Raw genomic sequence first — 18,137 nt, forward strand, 5'->3', positions numbered from 1 at the left:
GGAAAGATGGACCGCTCTTCGCACGCCCGCTCCCGCAGAATCGCCCCCGCCGTGGCCCTCGCCGCCGCCGCGGCCCTGACCCTCGCCGGCTGCTCCAGCAGCTCCGGAGGGAAGAAGGCCGACGAGGAGGGGGACTCGGGTGCGTCCGCGGGCAAGGCGAACACCCCGCGCATGACCGTCGCCCTGGTCACCCATCAGGCGCCCGGCGACACCTTCTGGGACATCGTCCGCAAGGGCGCCGAGGCCGCCGCCGCCAAGGACAACATCAAGCTGGTCTACTCCGCCGACCCGAACGCGGGCAGCCAGGCCAACCTGGTCCAGAACGCGATCGACCAGAAGGTCGACGGCATCGCCGTCACCCTCGCCAAGCCGGACGCCCTGCGCGGTGTCATCGGCAAGGCGGAGCAGGCCGGCATACCCGTCGTCGGGCTCAACTCCGGCCTCGCGGACTGGAAGCAGCTCGGCCTGATGGAGTTCTTCGGCCAGGACGAGACCGTGGCCGGCGAGGCGCTCGGCAAGCGGCTGAACGAGGACGGCGCGAAGAAGGCAGTGTGCGTCGTCCACGAACAGGGCAACGTCGGCCTCACCCAGCGCTGCGACGGCGTGAAGAAGACCTTCGAGGGCTCCATCGAGAACCTCTACGTCAACGGCACCGACATGCCCTCGGTGAAGTCGACGATCACCGCCAAGCTCAAGCAGTCGAGCGACGTCGACCACCTCGTCACCCTGGGCGCCCCGTTCGCCATGACCGCCGTGCAGTCCGTGGACGAGGCCGGCAGCGAGGCGAAGGTCGCCACCTTCGACCTCAACAAGGAGCTGACCGGCGCCATCGAGAAGGGCGACATCGAGTTCGCCGTCGACCAGCAGCCCTACCTCCAGGGCTACCTCGCCGTCGACGGCCTGTGGCTCTACAAGAACAACGGCAACTACAGCGGCGGCGGTGAGCAGCCGGTGCTGACCGGCCCGGCCTTCGTCGACAAGTCCAACGTGAAGGCCGTCGCCGAGTTCGCCGCGAAGGGCACCCGGTGATGAGCATGACCCGACAGGCTGAGCCGGCGGTGACCACACCGCCGGCCCCCGGCCCGAAGGAGACCGACGGACGCACCCGGCAGCGCTCCGTGGCACTGCGCCTGCTCGCCCGCCCCGAGGTCGGGGTCTTCCTCGGCGCCGTCGCCGTCTTCGTCTTCTTCCTGATCGCCGCGCCCTCGGTCCGCGAGGGCGGCTCCATGGCGACGGTGCTGTACCAGTCGTCCACCATCGGGATCATGGCGCTGCCGGTGGCCCTGCTGATGATCGGCGGCGAGTTCGACCTGTCCGCCGGTGTCGCCGTGGTCACCTCCGCGCTCACCGCGAGCATGCTCAGCTACCAGCTGACCATGAACGTCTGGATGGGCGTGATCGTCGCCCTCGTGGTCTCCCTCGCGGTCGGCGCGTTCAACGGCTGGGTACTGGTGAAGACCGGCCTGCCCAGCTTCCTGGTGACCCTCGGCACCTTCCTGATCCTCCAGGGTGTGAACCTCGCCGTCACCAAGCTGGTCACCGGCAACGTCGCCACCGACGACATCAGCGACATGGACGGCTTCGACCAGGCCAAGGCCCTCTTCGCCTCCTCCTTCGACGTCGGCGGCGTCCAGGTGAAGATCACGGTGGTGTGGTGGCTGGCCTTCGCGGCCCTCGCCACCTGGGTGCTGCTGCGCACCAAGTACGGCAACTGGGTCTTCGCGGTCGGCGGCAGCAAGGAGTCCGCCCGCGCGGTCGGCGTCCCGGTCACCTTCACAAAGATCACGCTGTTCATGCTGGTCGGCTTCGGCGCCTGGTTCGTCGGCATGCACCAGCTCTTCTCCTTCAACACGGTGCAGTCCGGCGAGGGCGTCGGCCAGGAGCTGATCTACATCGCCGCGGCCGTCATCGGCGGCTGCCTGCTCACCGGCGGCTACGGCTCCGCCGTCGGCCCCGTCTTCGGCGCCTTCATGTTCGGCATGGTGAACCAGGGCATCGTCTACGCCGGCTGGAACCCCGACTGGTTCAAGGCGTTCCTCGGCGTGATGCTGCTCGGAGCCGTCCTCATCAACCTGTACGTGCGCCGCGCGGCGACCCGGAGGTGACAGCGATGACCAGCGAGACCCCCGGCACCCACGGCGCCGTCCTCGCGGACCCCGCACCCGAGCGGGAGGGCCGCCCGATCGTGGAACTGCGCGGCGCCGGCAAGGCGTACGGCAACATCCGCGCCCTGCACGGCGTCGACCTCGCCGTCCACCCCGGACGGGTGACCTGCGTCCTCGGTGACAACGGTGCCGGCAAGTCCACCCTGATCAAGATCATCTCCGGGCTGCACCAGCACACCGAGGGCGACTTCCTGGTGGACGGCGAACCGGTGCGCTTCCACACCCCGCGCGACGCCCTCGCCCGCGGTATCGCCACCGTCTACCAGGACCTCGCCACGATCCCGCTGATGCCGGTGTGGCGGAACTTCTTCCTCGGCTCCGAGATGACCAAGGGCCCCTGGCCGGTCCGCCGTCTCGACATCGCCCGCATGAAGCGGACCGCGGACGAGGAACTGCGCAACATGGGCATCGTCCTGGACGACCTGGAGCAGCCCATCGGCACGCTGTCCGGCGGGCAGCGCCAGTGCGTCGCCATCGCCCGCGCCGTCTACTTCGGCGCCCGTGTCCTCATCCTCGACGAGCCCACCGCCGCCCTCGGCGTCAAGCAGTCCGGCGTCGTCCTGAAGTACATCGCCGCCGCCCGCGAGCGCGGACTCGGGGTCATCTTCATCACCCACAACCCGCACCACGCCTTCCTGGTCGGCGACCACTTCAGCGTGCTGCGCCTGGGCACCCTCGAGCTGAGCGCGGCCCGCGCCGACATCACCCTGGAGGAACTCACCAACCACATGGCGGGCGGCGCCGAACTCGCGGCCCTCAAGCACGAGCTGGCGCAGGTCGGCGGGGTGGACGTGGCGGCCCTCCCCGAGGAGCCGGAAGCCCCCGCGGCCGGCGCATCCGACCCGGCCGGCGACACCCCCGCGTCCGACACCGCCGCACCCGCCGAAGGGAAGGCCTGACATGCCCGCTGCCCTGGACCGCATCCGCGTCGGCTCGGCCCCCGACTCCTGGGGCGTCTGGTTCCCCGACGACCCGCGCCAGGTCCCCTGGGAACGCTTCCTGGACGAGGTCGCCGAGGCCGGCTACGAGTGGATCGAACTCGGCCCCTACGGCTATCTCCCCACCGACCCCGCCCGCCTCACCGAGGAGGTGGCCCGGCGCGGCCTCAAGGTCTCGGCGGGCACCATCTTCTGCGGGCTGCACCGCGGCCCCTCCGAGTGGGAGAGCACCTGGGAACAGGTCAGCCGCGTCGCGGCCCTCACGCAGGCCATGGACGCGAAGCACCTCGTCGTCATCCCGTCCTTCTGGCGCGACGACAAGACCGCCGAGATCCTGGAGCCGCCCGAGCTGACCGGCGAGCAGTGGGCCCACCTCACCAAGGGCATGGAACGCCTCGGCCACGAGGTGAAGGAGCGCTACGGCCTGGACATCGTCGTCCACCCCCACGCCGACACCCACATCGACACCGAGGAGCACGTCGAGCGCTTCCTCGACGCCACCGACTCCGACCGGGTGAGCCTCTGCCTGGACACCGGCCACTACGCCTACTGCGGCGGCGACAGCGTCAAGCTGATCGAGACCTACGGCGAGCGCATCGGCTACCTCCACCTCAAGCAGGTCGACCCGGAGATCCTCGCCGACGTGCGCGCCAACGGCGTCCCCTTCGGACCGGCCGTGCAGCGCGGCGTGATGTGCGAGCCGCCCGCCGGGGTACCGGAGCTGGGACCGGTGCTCACCGCGGCCCAGCGGCTCGACGTCGATCTCTTCGCCATCGTCGAACAGGACATGTACCCCTGCGAACCGGACCGGCCCCTGCCGATCGCGGTGCGCACCAGGAAGTTCCTGCGCTCCTGCGGAGCCTGATCCCGACGGCGCCGGCGGGGACGGGTCCCGCCGGCGCGCCGCTCGGCGGGCCGTCGCCGGTGCCGCGCGCTAGCGTGCGGAGCACTGGCCCTTCGTCCCGTCCCGGGAGGCAGTCATGACCTCGCGTCTCAATCCCTATCTGAGCTTCGACGGCGACGCCCGAGAGGCGATGGAATTCTACGCGCAGGTGTTCGGCGGGACCCTGTCGCTGAACACCTTCGGCGAGTCCGGCATGCCCGACAGCGCCTACACCGACAAGATCATGCACGCCCTGCTGGAGACGCCGAGCGGCTTCACCCTGATGGCCTCCGACACGCCGCCCGGCATGGAGTACACCCCGGGCACCAACTTCTCGGTGAGCCTCAGCGGCGACGACGCCGGCGAGCTGCGCGGCTACTGGGAGAAGCTGTCCGCCGACGGCACCGTGGCCGTGCCGCTGGAGAAGCAGATGTGGGGGGACGTCTTCGGCATGTGCACCGACCGCTTCGGCGTCCCCTGGATGGTGAACATCAGTGAGCCGGCGGGCTGACCGCGCACCCCGCCGACCCGTTATGACGGCGCTCAGCCCCGCTTGACCTCCGCCACCGTCACGGGGCGGTGCTCCCGCAGCGACAGGGTGCACGCCTCGGCGATCCAGCCCGCCTCCAGCGCGTCCTCGACGGTGCAGGGGGAAGGCCGGGCACCGGCGACGACCTCGGTGAAGGCGGTCAGCTCGGTGCGGTAGGCGGCGGCGAAGCGGTCCATGAAGAAGTCGTGCGGCACTCCGGCCGGGAAGGCCGTGCCGGGCTCGACCGAGCGCAGCGGCAGCTTGTCCTCCAGACCGACCGCGATGGAGTCGGCGAAGCCGTGGATCTCCATGCGGACGTCGTAGCCGCGGGCGTTGTGCCGGCTGTTGGATACCACCGCGATCGTGCCGTCGTCCAGGGTGAGGACCGCGCCGGTGGTGTCCGCGTCGCCCGCCTCCCGGATGAAGTCGGCGCCCCGGTTGCCGCCCACGGCGTACACCTCGCTCACCTCACGGCCCGTCACCCAGCGGATGACGTCGAAGTCGTGCACCGAGCAGTCGCGGAAGATGCCGCCCGAGGCCGCGATGTACGCCGCCGGCGGCGGCGCCGGGTCCAGCGTGGTCGACCGCACCGTGTGCAGCTTGCCCAGCTCTCCTGCCCGTACGGCCTCCCGTGCCGCGACGAAGCCGGCGTCGAAGCGGCGGTTGAAGCCGATCTGCACCGGCACGTCACGGCCCGCGACCGCCTTGAGCACCTCGACGCCCTCCGTCATGGTGCGGGCGACGGGCTTCTCGCAGAAGACGGGGACGCCCGCCTCGACGGCGGCCACGATGAGGGCCGGGTGGGCGTCGGTCGCCGCCGCGACCACCACGCCGTCCACCCCGGCGGCCAGCAACGCCTCGGGGGAGTCCGCGATCTCGGCGCCGAACCGCTCGGCCGCCGCCTTCGCCGCGTCCGCGTACGGGTCGGCGACGACGAGCGAGTCGACGGTTTCCAGCGTGTGGAGGGTCTCGGCGTGGAAGGCGCCGATGCGGCCGAGGCCGAGGATTCCGATGCGCATGGTTCTCGTTGCTCCTTGTGCGTGGGTGCCGTACGGTGCCGGACGCGCGGTGTGGGGGTGCCGTGCCGGACACGCGGTGTGGGGGTGCCGTGCCGGACAGCGCGGTGTGCGCGGGCCGTGCCGGGGGTGCGGAGGGCGGCTGCCGGGCCGGGCCCGGGTACTCAGTCCAGGCCGCCCAGGACGTTCTGGTCCCAGTCGATCACCGAGCCCGTGACCACGCCGGACCGGTCCGACAGCAGCAGGACCACGAAGTCGGCGATCTCGTCCGGCTGCCCGAGCCTGCCCATCGGCAACCTTGCGGCGGCCCGCTCGCGCCAGTCGTCCCCGGCGCCGTGGAAGGCCCGCTGGGTGGCGTCCTCGCCCTCGGTCGCCGTCCAGCCGATGTTCAGGCCGTTGATCCGCACCCGGTCGAAGCGGTGGGCGTGCGCGGCGTTGCGGGTCAGGCCCACCAGGCCGGCCTTGGCGGCGACGTACGGTGCCAGGAACGGCTGCCCGCCGTGCGCCGACGACGTGATGACGTTGACGACGGTGCCGGGCGCGCCCCGGCCCACCATGTCCGCGACCGCCGCCTGCATCGCGAAGAACGGCGCCCTGAGGTTGATCGCGATGTGCTGGTCGAACAGCTCGGGCGTGGTGTCCAGCAGCGTCCCCCGGGACGTCAGCCCCGCCGAGTTGACCAGGCAGTCGATCCGGCCGTACGCCTCCACCACCCGGCCCACGGACGCCTTCGCCTGCCCGGCGTCCGCCAGATCGGCCCGCACGAACACCGCCTCGCCGCCCGCCGCCCTCAGCTCGGCGACCAGGGCCTCGCCCGGTTCCGGCCGCCGCCCGGTGACGGCCAGGACCGTCCCCTCCCGGACGGCGGCCCGCGCGATCGCGGCGCCGACGCCCTGGGTGCCGCCGTTGACCAGGACGACCTTTCCGTCGAGCAGGCTCACCGCGTCCCCCGGCTCTCCCGGCGCCGGGCCCCGACGCGCAGCTCGGCACGGAGCACGTCCGGCGTCCACTCCTCACGCAACGCGCGCCGTACGACGTCCGCCTGGGAGGGCGGAGCCAGACCGTCTACCGGCGGATCGCTGTCCAGATCGGTGGGGAACGGATAGCCCTCGGCGCTCGCCGCGACCACGTTCTCCAGCCACCGTTCGCCCGCACCCTCGGCCCGGCGCTTCAGCAGCACCGGGAAGACGGCGTTCACCACCGCCTCCCGATCCACGCTCTCCATCGCGCGGCCGAACGCGGACGAGATCTGCAGCAGGTTGGCCATGCGGCGGATGCCGGCGGAGCGGTTGGTGCCCGCCGCGTGGAACAGCGCCGGGTTGAAGAAGACGGCGTCGCCCTTGGCGAGGGGCAACTGCACGTGGCGCTCCTCGAAGCAGGCCCGGAACTCGGGGAGCCGCCAGGCCAGATAACCCGGCTCGTACTTCTGGGAGTGCGGCAGGTACATCGTCGGCCCCGACTCCACGGGCATGTCGCAGTGGGCGACCGCGCCCTGGAGCGTGAGGACGGGGGAGAGGCGGTGCACGTGCGCCGGGTAGGCCGCCGCCGCCTCGGACGACAGGAAGCCGAGATGGTAGTCGCGGTGCGCCGTCTGGGCCGCGCCGCCCGGATTGACCACGTTGATCTGCGAGGTGACCTGGTAGCCGGGACCGAGCCAGGCCCGGGCGACCAGGGCCAGGACGTCGTTGGCGTAGTAGTCGGCGAAGGTGTCGGGGTCGTGCAGGGCTGCCTTCTCCAGCGCGTTCCACACCCGGTCGTTGGCGCCCGGCGCGGCGAAGTGGTCGCCGGCGGTGGCGCCCGAGGCGCGCTGCTCTTCGATCAGCGCGTCGAAGACGGCGGTGGCCCGGTCGACCACCGACGCGTCCGGGAAGGCGCCCTTGAGGACGACGATGCCGGGGCCGTCCGCGAGGGCGTGGACGAGTTCGGCCGCCGTCCCCTCGTCGTCGCGCAGTTCCCCCGCGTCGTACAGGGGGACGTTGTGCTCGACGGCCGTGGCCCGCGGGTGGGCGGCCGGGTCGGTCGACTGCTCGACCAGGGCGCGGAAGGCGTCGAGGTCGCAGTCCCGTTCGGACAGCCGGGAGCGCGGGGCGGGCAGGGGCGTGGCGGACATCGTCGTCCTTTCGCTGACAGGGGCGACGCGGTGCTGTCATTCTTGTCCTGACAAACGCGTCGAACAACCAGCAGGCGGCCATCAAAAACCCCTCAGAGCGTGCCGCGGGAGGAAGCCGAGGAGCCGGTCATGGGACACCCCTTCCCGATCCGGGAGATCGCCCGGCAGGCGGGCCTGAGCGAGGCCACCGTCGACCGGGTGCTCAACGGCCGCGGCGGCGTGCGCGAGAGCACGGCGTACGAGGTGCGCCGGGCCATCGCCGACCTGGACCGCCAGCGCACCCAGGTCCGGCTGGTCGGCCGCACGTTCATGTGCGACATCGTGATGCAGGCCCCGGAACGCTTCACCACCGCCGTGCGGGCCGCCTTGGAGGCCGAACTGCCCGCGCTGCACCCGGCGGTGGTGCGCTGCCGCTTCCACTTCCGCGAGACGGACCCGGCCGGGGAGCTGACCGCCACCCTGGACCGGATCGCCCGGCGCGGCTCCCAGGGGGTGATCCTCAAGGCCCCGGACGTCCCCGAGGTGAACGCCGCCGTGACCCGGCTGACCGCCGCCGGCGTCCCCGTCGTCACCCTGGCGACGGACCTGCCCGCCGCCCCCCGGGTCGCCTACGTCGGCATCGACGACCGGGCGGCCGGCGCGACCGCCGCCTACCTCATGGGCCAGTGGCTCGGCGACCGTCCCGGCAACGTCCTCACCAGCCTCAGCAGCGGCTTCTTCCGCAACGAGGAGGAGCGGGAGATGGGCTTCCGGGGCCTGATGCGGGCCCGCCACCCCGGGCGGGCCCTCGTCGAGATCGCCGAGGGGCAGGGCCTGGACGCCACCCAGTACGACCTGGTGCGGGCCGCGCTGGAACGCGACCCGGACATCCGGGCGGTCTACTCGATCGGCGGCGGCAACATCGCCACCCTGCGCGCCTTCGAGGACCTCGGCCGCGTCTGCGAGGTGTTCGTCGCCCACGACCTCGACCAGGACAACACCCGCCTGCTGCGCGAGCGGCGCCTGTCCGTCGTCCTCCACCACGACCTGCGCCAGGACCTGCGCGAGGCGTGCCGCCACGTGATGCGGGCACACGGCGCCCTGCCGCCCGCCGGTCCCGCGCGGCCGTCGGCGATCCAGGTCGTCACCCCGCACAACCTGCCTCCCGACACCGCGACCGTGTGACGCGCACCGCCGTCTTCGGCTACGTGGAGCAGGTCGACGGCCAGGTGATCACCCTGTCCCCGCTCGGCCTGGCGGTCGGCCCGGCGGCCATGTGGAGCCGGCTGGTGCTGGTCCCGGTCCGGGGACTGCTGGGCCGATCGGCGACGCGGGCCCGCCGGGACGCCCTCACCCGTCGAGCGCGGGGCTGACCCAGGTACCGTGCTCCGCCGACCGGACCATCGCCTCCAGTACGGCCGCGCTGTGCACGGCGTCCGGCAGGGTGGCGCCGTACGGGGTCGACTCGGCGATCGAGCGCAGGAAACGGTGGGCCTCCACCACCTTGAGGTCGTCGTAGCCCATGGCGTTGGCGGCACCCGGCTGGAAGGCCGCGAACTCGCCGTGCGCCGGGCCGACGTATACCGTGCTGACCGGCTGGTCCTGGTACGCGGTGCCGCGGCTGACGCCCAGTTCGTTCATGCGCCGGAAGTCCCAGAACACCGCCCCCGTGGTGCCGTGCACCTCGAAGCCGTAGTTGTTCTGCTCGCCGACCGAGACCCGGCTGGCCTCCAGGACGCCGCGGGCGCCGGAGGCGAAGCGCAGCAGGCAGTTGACGTAGTCCTCGTTCTCGACCGGCCCCATGTCGCCGCCGGCGGCCCGCGCGTGCCCGGCGGTGGCGGCGGTGGGGCGGGCCCGTCGCGGCACGAACACGGCCGTGTCGGCGGTCAGCGACGCGATGTCGCCGAGCAGGAAACGGGCCAGGTCCGCGCCGTGCGAGGCCAGGTCGCCGAGCACCCCGCTGCCGCCGCGCTCACGCTCGTAGCGCCAGGTCAGCGCCCCCTCGGGATGGGCGGCGTAGTCGCTGAAGAGACGGATGCGGACATGGGTGACCGTGCCGATCTCCCCGTCGGCGATCAGCGCGCGGGCGGCCTCCACGGCGGGCGCGTTGCGGTAGTTGAAGCCGACCGCGCCCTGTACCCCGGCCTCGGCGACCGCGTCCGCCACGGCCCGCGCGTCGTCGAGGCAGAGACCGACCGGCTTCTCGATCCAGATGTGCTTGCCCGCCTCGGCCATGGCGACGGCGATCTCCCGGTGCAGGAAGTTCGGCGCGGTGATGCTGACCGCCCGGACCCGCGGGTCCGCGGCCACCTCGCGCCAGTCGCGGGTCGTGGAGACGAAGCCGAACTGCGCGGCGGCCTCCTCGGCCCGTCCCGGCACCTCCTCGGCGACGGTGATCAGCTCGGGACGGAGGGCCAGCCGCGGATAGTGGTGGCGGACCCGGGCGTACGCCTGGGTGTGCACCCGGCCCATCCAGCCGAAACCGACGACGGCGACACCGAGTGCGTCCACCATGAGAGCCCTTCTTCGGACCGGTCCCTGCGCTGTCCCGCCCACCCTGTGCGGAGCGTCGGCATCATGTCAACCTTTTGACAGGACAAAGCCCGGCGGGCGTCGGGCTAACCCAGGTCGATCGCGTACGCCTTGCGCAGCGTCTCGTGCACCGTCCACGTCGTGCGGTCGCCCTCGCGCAGCACGGCCAGGTCGCCCGGACCGACCGTCAGCGTCGGGCCGCCCGCCACCTCGATGGTGGCCGAGCCGCTGAGCACCACGAACATCTCGTCCGCCTCGGTGTCGGTGACCACCCCCGGGGTGATCTGCCAGACCCCGCGCACCCGGCGGCCGTCCGCCGACTCCCAGACCACCTTGCCGGTCACCTCGGGGTGCCGGAGACGATCTGCTCGGGGGAGAGGGGCTCGGGTTCGAGCTCGGCCTCGGGGACGTGTACGACGAAACTGTGGGTCATGCCGTGACGCTAGCCGGGGCGGCGGCGGCTCCGGGGCCGACAGGGTGTGGCGTATCCGGGGGCGCGCGCGGACACTTCGTCGCTCCTCCGGCGAGGCACGGCGACGTGAACACCGCCCACCATGCAGGCGGCGGCCTCTCCGCCTACGTGGCCCTGTGGATCGTCGCACCGCTCGGCCCGCCGCGGGACACGTCACCGCCCCCGGCGCGAGAGCCAGGCCGCCGCCACCGCGCCGGAGACGTTGTGCCAGACGGAGAACACCGCCGCCGGCAGGGCCGCGAGCGGGCTGAAGTGCGCCGTGGCCAGGGAAGCCGCCAGACCGGAGTTCTGCATGCCGACCTCGAAGGCCATCGCACGGCTCGCGGGCTCGCCCAGGCGGCCCAGGCGTCCGGCCCCGTACCCCAGCGCCAGGCCCAGGCCGTTGTGCAGCACCACCGCGAGGAACACCATCGCCGCGGCCGACTTGATGGCCTCGGCGCTGCCCGCCACCACGACCGCCACGATCACCGAGACGGTGACCGCCGACAGCCAGGGCAGAACCGGCAGCGCCCGCTCCACGTACCGCCCCGCCAGCAGCCGTACGGCCAGCCCCGCGAGGACCGGCAGCAGCACCGTCTTGAGGATGTCGGTGACCATGGACCCGGCGTCGACCGGAAGGTACTCACCGGCCAGCAGCAGCGTCAGGGGCGGCGTGACGAGCGGCGCGACCAGGGTGGAGACCGTCGCGACGGACACCGACAGGGCGACGTCGCCCCGGGCCAGGTACGTCACCACGTTGGAGGCGGTGCCGCTGGGCGCGCAGCCGACGAGGATGACGCCGGCCGCGAGCTGCGGCGGGAGATCGAGCAGGTGGGCGACGGCCCAGCCGAGCCCCGGCATGATCACGTAGTGCGCGACGAGACCGAGGGCCACCGCCCACGGACGCTTCACGACCCCACGGAAGTCCTCGGGGGTCATGGTGATGCCCATGCAGAACATCACGACGCCCAGCAGATACGGAACCGCCTCGCTCCCTCCGGTGAAACTCCCGGGGAGCAGCAGGCCGAGGGCGCCGGCCAGCAGGACGAGGATCGGGAAGACGGTCACGGCACGCCGCGCGGAGCGGTCACCGCCGGCGGGGGCGCTGAGGTGTTCGGGTCGTTCGATTCGCACCGTGCGAGGTAACGCCCGGTGGTGGGCCCGGCGCAACGCCGTCTCGCGATGTGATCATCGGGTGGCGTCGGAAGGAAAAGGCGGGTAACGGCCGTTCCGTCGCTGGTGACCGTCCAGGACGCCTTGCGCACGTGGCCGGCCCCATCGGAGGGGGCGGCGGGCGACCGCACCCGGGCCCGCCGATGAGGTAGGCTTGACCAGCGCGATCACGCCGGGACGGGTGGCGCGCACCGGGACGTGGCGCAGCTTGGTAGCGCACTTGACTGGGGGTCAAGGGGTCGCAGGTTCAAATCCTGTCGTCCCGACGGACGTGACAGGGCCTTCGCGGGCAGCAGCTCCGCGAGGGCCCTGCGCGCGTCGTGCCCATGGGGGTTCCCGACGTGGCGCGCCCGGGCGAGGCCCCGACGGCGCACGGCCGGGCCCCGCTTCCTCCCCCGAAGAAGCGGGGCCCGGCCGGCCGGAGTGCCACCCGTGTCCGGTGTCGCGGCGACACCGTCCCCCGCGGGTGGCCTCCCCGGCCGCCCCCGGCGCCGGCCTGTGGCCGCGGCGCCCGGGTGCCTCGGAGCCGTGCGGTCACCAGTACATGACCGCCGTCTCGCCCGCACCCCACGAGGAGTACAGGCGCACCCGGACGACATAGCGGCGGCCCTTGACGAAACGGGCCCTGATCGTGGCGTTGCGGGGTGTGCCGCCGTCGTCGTGCCCGGCCAGGTAGCGGGGCCGGCCGTCCCGCACCTCGAAGACGACCACGACGGCGTCGCTGTCGCCGAAGGTGCCCACGGTGTACTCGCGGGTCTCCGGCGGGTCCACGCGGAAGTCGGCCTGCTCGCCCGGCCCGAGCCCCAGCGGCACCGAACGGAACGGCACCAGCGGGCCCGGCCGGCCGAGGGGCGGGTACCAGCGCAGGGCGAACTCCTTGTCGGCGGCGGAGAGGGTGCCGGGCGGGTGCAGACCCGAGCGGTAGTGCTCCGGCTCGAGTATCAGCCCGGACGGGAAGGGATACTCCATGATCGACTGCGGGTCCCAGACCGGACCGTTGGCCTCGTCGCCGTCGAGCTTGCGCAGGATGTTGTGGAAGGTCCGCTCCCGGCTCCAGTGGTTCGGCGGGCCCGCCAGCTCGGCGTAGACGGCCTCGTCGTCCCAGAGGATGCCGGAGTACGGGCTCTGGTGCTCGTGCAGCATGCCGAGCGCGTGCCCGATCTGGTGCAGGGCCGTCGCGCGCTCCCCGGGCGCGGTCAGGTCCCAGCCGAAGTTCATCGTGCGGTCGTTCAGACCGACCCGCAGCGCGTCCTTGCCCACCGCCGACCACGAGCCGTCGCCGGGCTGGAAGCCGATCCGCAGCTCGGCCTCCGACCGGTCGCCCACCTCGGTGAGGACCAGCCCGATGCCGAGGTCCTGCCACTGCCGGAAGCAGTCCCGGACCACGTCCCGCTGCTCCTCGGTCCCCGCCCACGACCCCCGCCGCGGGCGGCCGGTGCCCGGCATCGGCACCACGGAGGAGTCGGTGTCCCCGCCGAGGAAGCAGTAGTGCAGCACGGTGCCGTTGACCCACATCCGCTGCCCGCCGACCAGCGCGGCGACGCGCTCGGCGGCCAGTCCCGGTGGCAACACGGGAGCGGGGTGCCGCGCCAGCGAGCAGTAGCGTACGGTCATGACCCCCAGCATGCCGTCCGGGCGGGTGCGGTCGCCTGAGTCGGGGTCTACTCAAGTCGCCCTGTATCAGGGGCGAGTAGGCCGACTCATGTTTCCGTGACGACTTCTGAGCGGGACGTGAGAGCACTGCGGACGCCCTGGCCGTTCACCGGGCGGACGGACGAACTGGAACTGGTACGACGGTCGGTGACCGCCGGACGCGGCGGCATCGTGGTGACCGGCCCGGCCGGCTGCGGCAAGACCCGGCTCGTGACCGAGGCGGTCCGCGGCACGGACTGCGCCCGGGCGGCCGGGACGCCCGCGACCCGGGACATCCCCTTCGCCGCCTTCGCCCACCTCCTGCCCGGGTCCGTCACCCTGCACCGGGCGGTACAGCTCCTGTCCGGCGTACGCCTGCTGCTGGTCGACGACGCCCACCTGCTCGACGACGCCTCCGCGGCCCTCGTGCACCAGCTCGCCGTGCACGGCCGCACCCGGCTCCTGGTCGTCGCCGCGGAGGGCGTGCCCGTGCCGGGCGCCGTGTCCCGGCTGTGGTCCGGGGAGCTGCTGCCCCGCCTCTCCCTGCCGCCGCTGTCCCGCGACGAGACCGCCGACCTGCTCACGGCCGCCGAGGGAGTCGCCCCCGACCCCCTCACCGCACGCCGGCTGCACCGGCTGAGCCGGGGCGATCTGCGCCTGCTGCGCGAGCTGTTCACCGCCGTGCGCGAACGGGGGCTGCTCACCGCGGTCCCGGAGACCGGCCGGTGGGCCTGGCGGGGGCCGGTGCCGGTCACCGCGGCCGTGCGGGAGCGCACCGCCCAGGTACTGGACCGTGTCCGGCCCGAGGAACGCGAGACGCTCGAACGCCTCGCCTTCGCCGAACCCCTGCCCCTCGGCCTGGACACCCTGGACGTGTCCGTCCTGGAGGGCCTGGAGGGCAAGGGCCTGGTCACCGTCGACGACCACGGCGCCACCCGCCTCGCGCACCCCCTGCACGGGCCGGTGCTGCGGGCCGCCGCGGGCCGGCTGCGGGCACGGCGCCTGGCGCGCGCTCCGGAGCGCTGCGGCCCTGCCCTGGACGCCGAGACGGCCGCCCTGGCCCGCCGCATCGAGCGGGCCGACGTACGCGAGCCGTCCGCGCCCGTCGGGGAGTGGCTGGCGGCCGAGGGGGTCCCGCTGCCGGCCCGGCACGCGGCGCTGCGCGCCCGGTTCGCCCGCCTGGGCGGACGGCTGGCCGAGGCGGCGGCCTGGGCCCGGGAGGGCCTGCGGAGCGACCCGCGGGACACCTCCTGCCGCGACGAACTCGCCCTGGCAGCGGCGCAGTCGGGCGACGCTACCGCGGGGGACCGGGAGCCGCGGCGGTGCGCCGGGACGGTCGCCGCCTGGGCCGCCGCCGTCCGCGGCGACCTCGACGAGGCGGTCCGGTCGGCCGCCGCGGGCGACCCCTACGACGCCGTCCGGCTCGGCGCGCCCGAACGCGCGGCCGGCCGGCTGACCGGCGTCTTCGCCGCGCACGCCGACGCCCTGGCGCGGGGCGACGGACCGGCGCTGGACGAGGTGGCCGGGGAACTGGAACGGCGCGGCTTCCTGCTCTTCGCGGCCGAGGCCCACGCCCAGGCGGTACGGGTCCACCGCGACCCGAGCGCCGCGCGCACCGCCCGCACCCGTGCCGTCGCCCTCGCCCGGCGCTGCGAGGGCGCCCGCACCCCCGCCCTGTCCGGCCTGGTCCTCGGCGAACTCACCGCCCGCCAGCGGCAGGTCGTCACGCTCGCCGCCGCCGGGCTCAGCAACCGGCAGATCGCCGAGCGACTCACCCTCTCCGTCCGCACCGTCGGCAACCACCTCTACGGCGCCTACACCCGCCTCGGTGCCGGTGACCGCGGCGCCCTGCCCTGGCTGGTGGAGCCGCCCCAGCCGCAGCCGGCCTGAGAGCGGCGGCCGGTCGGCCGGTCAGGCCGCCCCGAACGCGGAGAACGCCCACCCCGTCGCCTGGTGCACGGCGTCGCCCGGCAGCGCGGCCCGCGCGTCGCGCAGCGCCTCCGCGAGGGACAGCCCGGCGTCCAGGCCCTTGTGCAGCGCGAGCATCAACGGCACCACCGCGGCGTCGTTGACCGGCGCGCTGCACGCCACCACCCCGGCCGTGCCCAGCGGCAGCAGCGCGGTGACCAGCCCGAGCAGCTCGTCCGCGCCGACCGAGGCGAGACGGGCGGTGTCGCAGCAGGACAGGATGATCCGGTACGGGCTGCGGTCCAGCCGCTCGAAGTCGTGCACGATCAGCGGCCCGTCCGCCATCCGCAGCGACGAGAACAAGGGGCTGTCCGCGCGGAAGGCGCCGTGCGCGGCGATGTGCGCCAGCGCCGCCCCGTCCAGCTCCCGCAGCACCCGGGGCACGCTCGCCTCGTCCCCCTCCAGCAGCACGGGACGGCCGTCGAGCGGTCCCGCGCCGCCCGACCGGGCCCCCGTAACCCGCCGGGGACTCTCCCCGGAGCGCGCCGGGGGAGGGGGGCCCGCGTGGCGGTCCGCGAGTTCCGGTACCTCGGCGCCGCCGCTGGCCAGCCCCGGGCCGCGCACCAGCACCCGGCGGCCGCCGGGCGGCGGGGCGGTGTCCTTCGCGCGCAGCCAGCTGCTCGCCGACGGCGAGACGCTCAGCACCCGGTCGCGCAGCACGGGCAGCAGGGCCCACGGCACGCGGTGCAGCCTGCCCGGCGGGACCACGACGACCGGGCCGTTGCCGAGATGAGCGGCGGCGGGACCGAGCAGAAGCTCCTGGAGGCGCGCGCCGGCCGCCTCCACCAGGGGCAGCCGGGCCTCCGCCCCGGGATGGGCCAGCCGGCGCAGCCCGGCCTGTACGTGTTCGGCCTCCCGCTCCGCCTCCGCCAGCAACCCCGCCTCGAACCGCCGTACCCGCCCCTGCCCGCACAGCAGCACGTGCACGCGCCCGTCGAGCACGGCCAGTTCCACCAGGCGCAGCTCGTCGCCGAGCCGGTCCAGCAGACGCCCGACGTCGAACCGGCCGCCGTCGCCGTCACCGCGCCCCTCGCCCCGCATGTGCAGGGTGCGGGAGCGGATCTCCCGCTCCAGGCGGCGCTGTTCGCGCTCCAGGGCGGGCGCGGGACGGCCGCCGTCCGTGCGCGCCTCCTCCGCCCGGGCGGCCAGCTCCCGGAACGCCGTCATGGTGCTCAGCAGCACCGGGTCGGCCGGCGGCCGGGTCGGCGGCGCCGACAGCACCGTCGCCCGCCACCGCTCGCTCCACACCAGCAGCCGCCGCGGCCCGCCCGACACCAGGCTCGCCCGCTGCGCCAGCGCCGCCAGCTCCGCGCCCTGGGCGGTGGCCCGCGCCCGCAACTCCGAGGCGCCCAGCGTCATCCGGTGGTCGTCGAGGACGTCCAGACCCCGTCGGCATGCCTCCAGCACGCCGCGCGCCGACCCGGCCGCCCGCGCCCGCAGCGCCTGCGCCGCCCAGCCCGTCATCCGGGCCAACGGCGGCCCGCCGTGCCGGCTGCGCGCGGCGACCGCCAGATGCCGCTCCGCGTCCGCCGTCCAGCCGAGCCCCAGCGCGATCCGTCCCGCCAGCAGCGACGCCTCCGGGGCGGCCGGCGCACCGAAGGCGGCCAGCCGCTCCGCCACCGCCGCCGCGTCCGCCACCAGCCGCCCCGAGGCGCGCCCCGTCGCCACCCGCGCCTCGATCAGCACCAGCCGGGCGTGCGTCTCGTACCAGGTGCGCCGCTGCCCGGCGAACAGCCGCACCGCCAGGGCCGCGCGCGCCAGCGAGGTCTGCGGATCGCCCGCCAGCCGGGCCGCGCGCGCGGCCACCAGCAGCAGCTCCGCCTTGCGGGTGGACTGCCCGCCGATCCCGTCCAGCGCCGCGATCGCCCCGTCCGCCTCGGCCAGTGCCTCCGTCGCCAGCCCCGCCGCCATCAGCACCTCGCAGCGGCGGATGGACAGCATGAACGTCGGCGTGCCCAGCTTCGCGTACCGCTCCTCCGCCTCGTCCAGGAGCCTCAGAGCCGCCGGCACGTCGCCCGAGCGGAACGCCGCCAGCCCCCGGCTCTCCACCGCGTCGGCCTTGTCGTGTTCCTGGCCGGTGGTGTCCCACAGCGCCTCCGCCGCCGTGAAGTCGGCGTCCGCCCGCTCCACCGCGCCGAGCGCCAGGTGCACGGTCGCCCGCAGGGTCAGCGCCCGCGCCGTCCAGATCACGTCGTCGGCCTGCCGCAGCACCGGGACCGCCCGGCGTACGTCCTCCAGCGCCTCGCCGTGCCGCCCCAGCACCCACCAGACGTACGCCCGCCGGTACAGCACCCGCGCCCGGGTGTGCCCGGTGCCGCGCGCGACGCCCCGCTCGAACGCCGCCAGCCCGTCCCGGGTGCGGCCGGCGTGCACCAGCGCCACGCCCAGGGTGGCCAGTACGTCCGCCTCCCGCTCGGCCGAGTCCGCGCGGGCCGCGAGTTCACGGGCGCGCCGCAGATGGGCCAGCGCCCGCCGGGTGTCGCCGAAGTCCCGCTGCCAGATGCCGATCACCTGATGGGCGACCGAGGCGTGCAGCGGTGAGGGATCGGCCCCGAGCAGTTCCTCCGCGCGGGCCAGCGCTTCGCCGGGGGCGGCGAACACCATCGGCAGGAGCTGGAGCACCGCGTCGTTTCCCGCTGTCACCCCACGGATGGTAGTGGTCCGGAACCACACCCCACAGGGCCGAGTCTGTATCAATCGGCCACCCCCGGACTCTGATTGACGACTGTCGCCACCACCGTGGCCACGACCGCCGTCACAC

Annotated in this window: 15 protein-coding genes, 1 tRNA gene and 1 pseudogene; 9 read left to right on the forward strand and 8 right to left on the reverse strand. The window is 74.0% G+C overall.

The features are described from left to right. Window positions 1-6 precede the first annotated feature (6 nt). The 5 genes from ACFZP7_RS29680 to ACFZP7_RS29700 all read left to right on the forward strand — a co-directional run bounded on the left by ACFZP7_RS29680 (window position 7) and on the right by ACFZP7_RS29700 (window position 4,497). The gene (locus tag ACFZP7_RS29680; RefSeq protein WP_019330523.1) at window positions 7-1,029 is read left to right on the forward strand and encodes a sugar ABC transporter substrate-binding protein; all 1,023 of its coding nucleotides are present in this window, start codon (window positions 7-9) and stop codon (window positions 1,027-1,029) included. Continuing rightward, entirely contained in the window at window positions 1,029-2,105 is a 1,077-nt protein-coding gene (locus tag ACFZP7_RS29685) for an ABC transporter permease (RefSeq protein WP_029394518.1), read from the forward strand. The genes ACFZP7_RS29680 and ACFZP7_RS29685 overlap by 1 nt, the downstream gene beginning before the upstream one ends. Before the next feature lie 5 nt (window positions 2,106-2,110). Then, a complete protein-coding gene (locus ACFZP7_RS29690) occupies window positions 2,111-3,064 on the forward strand; it encodes an ATP-binding cassette domain-containing protein (protein ID WP_385636927.1) in 954 nt (317 codons plus the stop codon). A 1-nt stretch (window position 3,065) separates the two neighbouring features. After that, window positions 3,066-3,968, forward strand: a complete 903-nt coding sequence (locus ACFZP7_RS29695) for a sugar phosphate isomerase/epimerase (protein ID WP_030971791.1) — start codon at window positions 3,066-3,068, stop codon at window positions 3,966-3,968. 115 nt (window positions 3,969-4,083) lie between these two features. Further along, window positions 4,084-4,497, forward strand: coding sequence for a VOC family protein (locus tag ACFZP7_RS29700; RefSeq protein WP_019330527.1), 414 nt, complete (start codon window positions 4,084-4,086; stop codon window positions 4,495-4,497). 32 nt (window positions 4,498-4,529) lie between these two features. Here ACFZP7_RS29700 and ACFZP7_RS29705 read toward each other — a convergent pair whose 3' ends face one another. The 3 genes from ACFZP7_RS29705 to ACFZP7_RS29715 all read right to left on the reverse strand — a co-directional run bounded on the left by ACFZP7_RS29705 (window position 4,530) and on the right by ACFZP7_RS29715 (window position 7,641). Next, the gene (locus tag ACFZP7_RS29705) at window positions 4,530-5,534 is read right to left on the reverse strand and encodes a Gfo/Idh/MocA family oxidoreductase (RefSeq protein ID WP_046252012.1); all 1,005 of its coding nucleotides are present in this window, start codon (window positions 5,532-5,534) and stop codon (window positions 4,530-4,532) included. 161 nt (window positions 5,535-5,695) lie between these two features. Beyond that, the gene (locus tag ACFZP7_RS29710) at window positions 5,696-6,472 is read right to left on the reverse strand and encodes an SDR family oxidoreductase (protein ID WP_385636930.1); all 777 of its coding nucleotides are present in this window, start codon (window positions 6,470-6,472) and stop codon (window positions 5,696-5,698) included. Beyond that, complete coding sequence (locus tag ACFZP7_RS29715) at window positions 6,469-7,641, reverse strand: phytanoyl-CoA dioxygenase family protein (RefSeq protein WP_385636931.1); 1,173 nt, start codon at window positions 7,639-7,641, stop codon at window positions 6,469-6,471. Before ACFZP7_RS29715 ends, ACFZP7_RS29710 begins: the two co-directional genes overlap by 4 nt. A gap of 129 nt (window positions 7,642-7,770) precedes the next feature. Between ACFZP7_RS29715 and ACFZP7_RS29720 the strand changes: the two genes are divergently transcribed. Both ACFZP7_RS29720 and ACFZP7_RS29725 read left to right on the forward strand, forming a co-directional pair. Further along, window positions 7,771-8,805, forward strand: coding sequence for a LacI family DNA-binding transcriptional regulator (locus ACFZP7_RS29720; protein WP_019330531.1), 1,035 nt, complete (start codon window positions 7,771-7,773; stop codon window positions 8,803-8,805). Further along, on the forward strand, window positions 8,802-8,993 hold the full coding sequence (locus ACFZP7_RS29725) for a hypothetical protein (protein WP_385636934.1): 192 nt from the start codon (window positions 8,802-8,804) through the stop codon (window positions 8,991-8,993). The genes ACFZP7_RS29720 and ACFZP7_RS29725 overlap by 4 nt, the downstream gene beginning before the upstream one ends. On the opposite strand, the gene ACFZP7_RS29730 is transcribed toward ACFZP7_RS29725, so the two are convergent. The 3 genes and pseudogenes from ACFZP7_RS29730 to ACFZP7_RS29740 form a co-directional block, all read right to left on the reverse strand. Next, on the reverse strand, window positions 8,971-10,134 hold the full coding sequence (locus ACFZP7_RS29730) for a Gfo/Idh/MocA family protein (protein ID WP_031021472.1): 1,164 nt from the start codon (window positions 10,132-10,134) through the stop codon (window positions 8,971-8,973). The two genes, ACFZP7_RS29725 and ACFZP7_RS29730, sit on opposite strands and share 23 nt — an antisense overlap. Before the next feature lie 104 nt (window positions 10,135-10,238). Next, window positions 10,239-10,585: pseudogene (locus ACFZP7_RS29735) on the reverse strand (cupin domain-containing protein). 192 nt (window positions 10,586-10,777) lie between these two features. Continuing rightward, window positions 10,778-11,737, reverse strand: coding sequence for a bile acid:sodium symporter family protein (locus ACFZP7_RS29740; RefSeq protein ID WP_385636937.1), 960 nt, complete (start codon window positions 11,735-11,737; stop codon window positions 10,778-10,780). 231 nt (window positions 11,738-11,968) lie between these two features. On the opposite strand from ACFZP7_RS29740, the gene ACFZP7_RS29745 reads away from it, so the two are divergent. Beyond that, a tRNA-Pro gene (locus tag ACFZP7_RS29745) sits at window positions 11,969-12,042 on the forward strand. A gap of 268 nt (window positions 12,043-12,310) precedes the next feature. Here ACFZP7_RS29745 and ACFZP7_RS29750 read toward each other — a convergent pair. Continuing rightward, window positions 12,311-13,390: a hypothetical protein gene (locus ACFZP7_RS29750; protein ID WP_385636939.1), complete on the reverse strand. Its 1,080-nt coding sequence runs from the start codon at window positions 13,388-13,390 to the stop codon at window positions 12,311-12,313. 96 nt (window positions 13,391-13,486) lie between these two features. Here ACFZP7_RS29750 and ACFZP7_RS29755 point away from each other — a divergent pair, with 96 nt between their 5' ends. Further along, window positions 13,487-15,298, forward strand: coding sequence for a LuxR C-terminal-related transcriptional regulator (locus tag ACFZP7_RS29755; RefSeq protein WP_385636941.1), 1,812 nt, complete (start codon window positions 13,487-13,489; stop codon window positions 15,296-15,298). 21 nt (window positions 15,299-15,319) lie between these two features. Here the strand turns inward: ACFZP7_RS29755 and ACFZP7_RS29760 are convergent, their stop codons facing one another. Continuing rightward, window positions 15,320-17,980, reverse strand: a complete 2,661-nt coding sequence (locus tag ACFZP7_RS29760; protein WP_175438215.1) for a CHAT domain-containing protein — start codon at window positions 17,978-17,980, stop codon at window positions 15,320-15,322. Window positions 17,981-18,137: the final 157 nt, after the last annotated feature.

It is taken from the genome of Streptomyces sp. SudanB5_2050 (genome assembly GCF_964272335.1).
Lineage (GTDB): Bacteria > Actinomycetota > Actinomycetes > Streptomycetales > Streptomycetaceae > Streptomyces > Streptomyces rochei.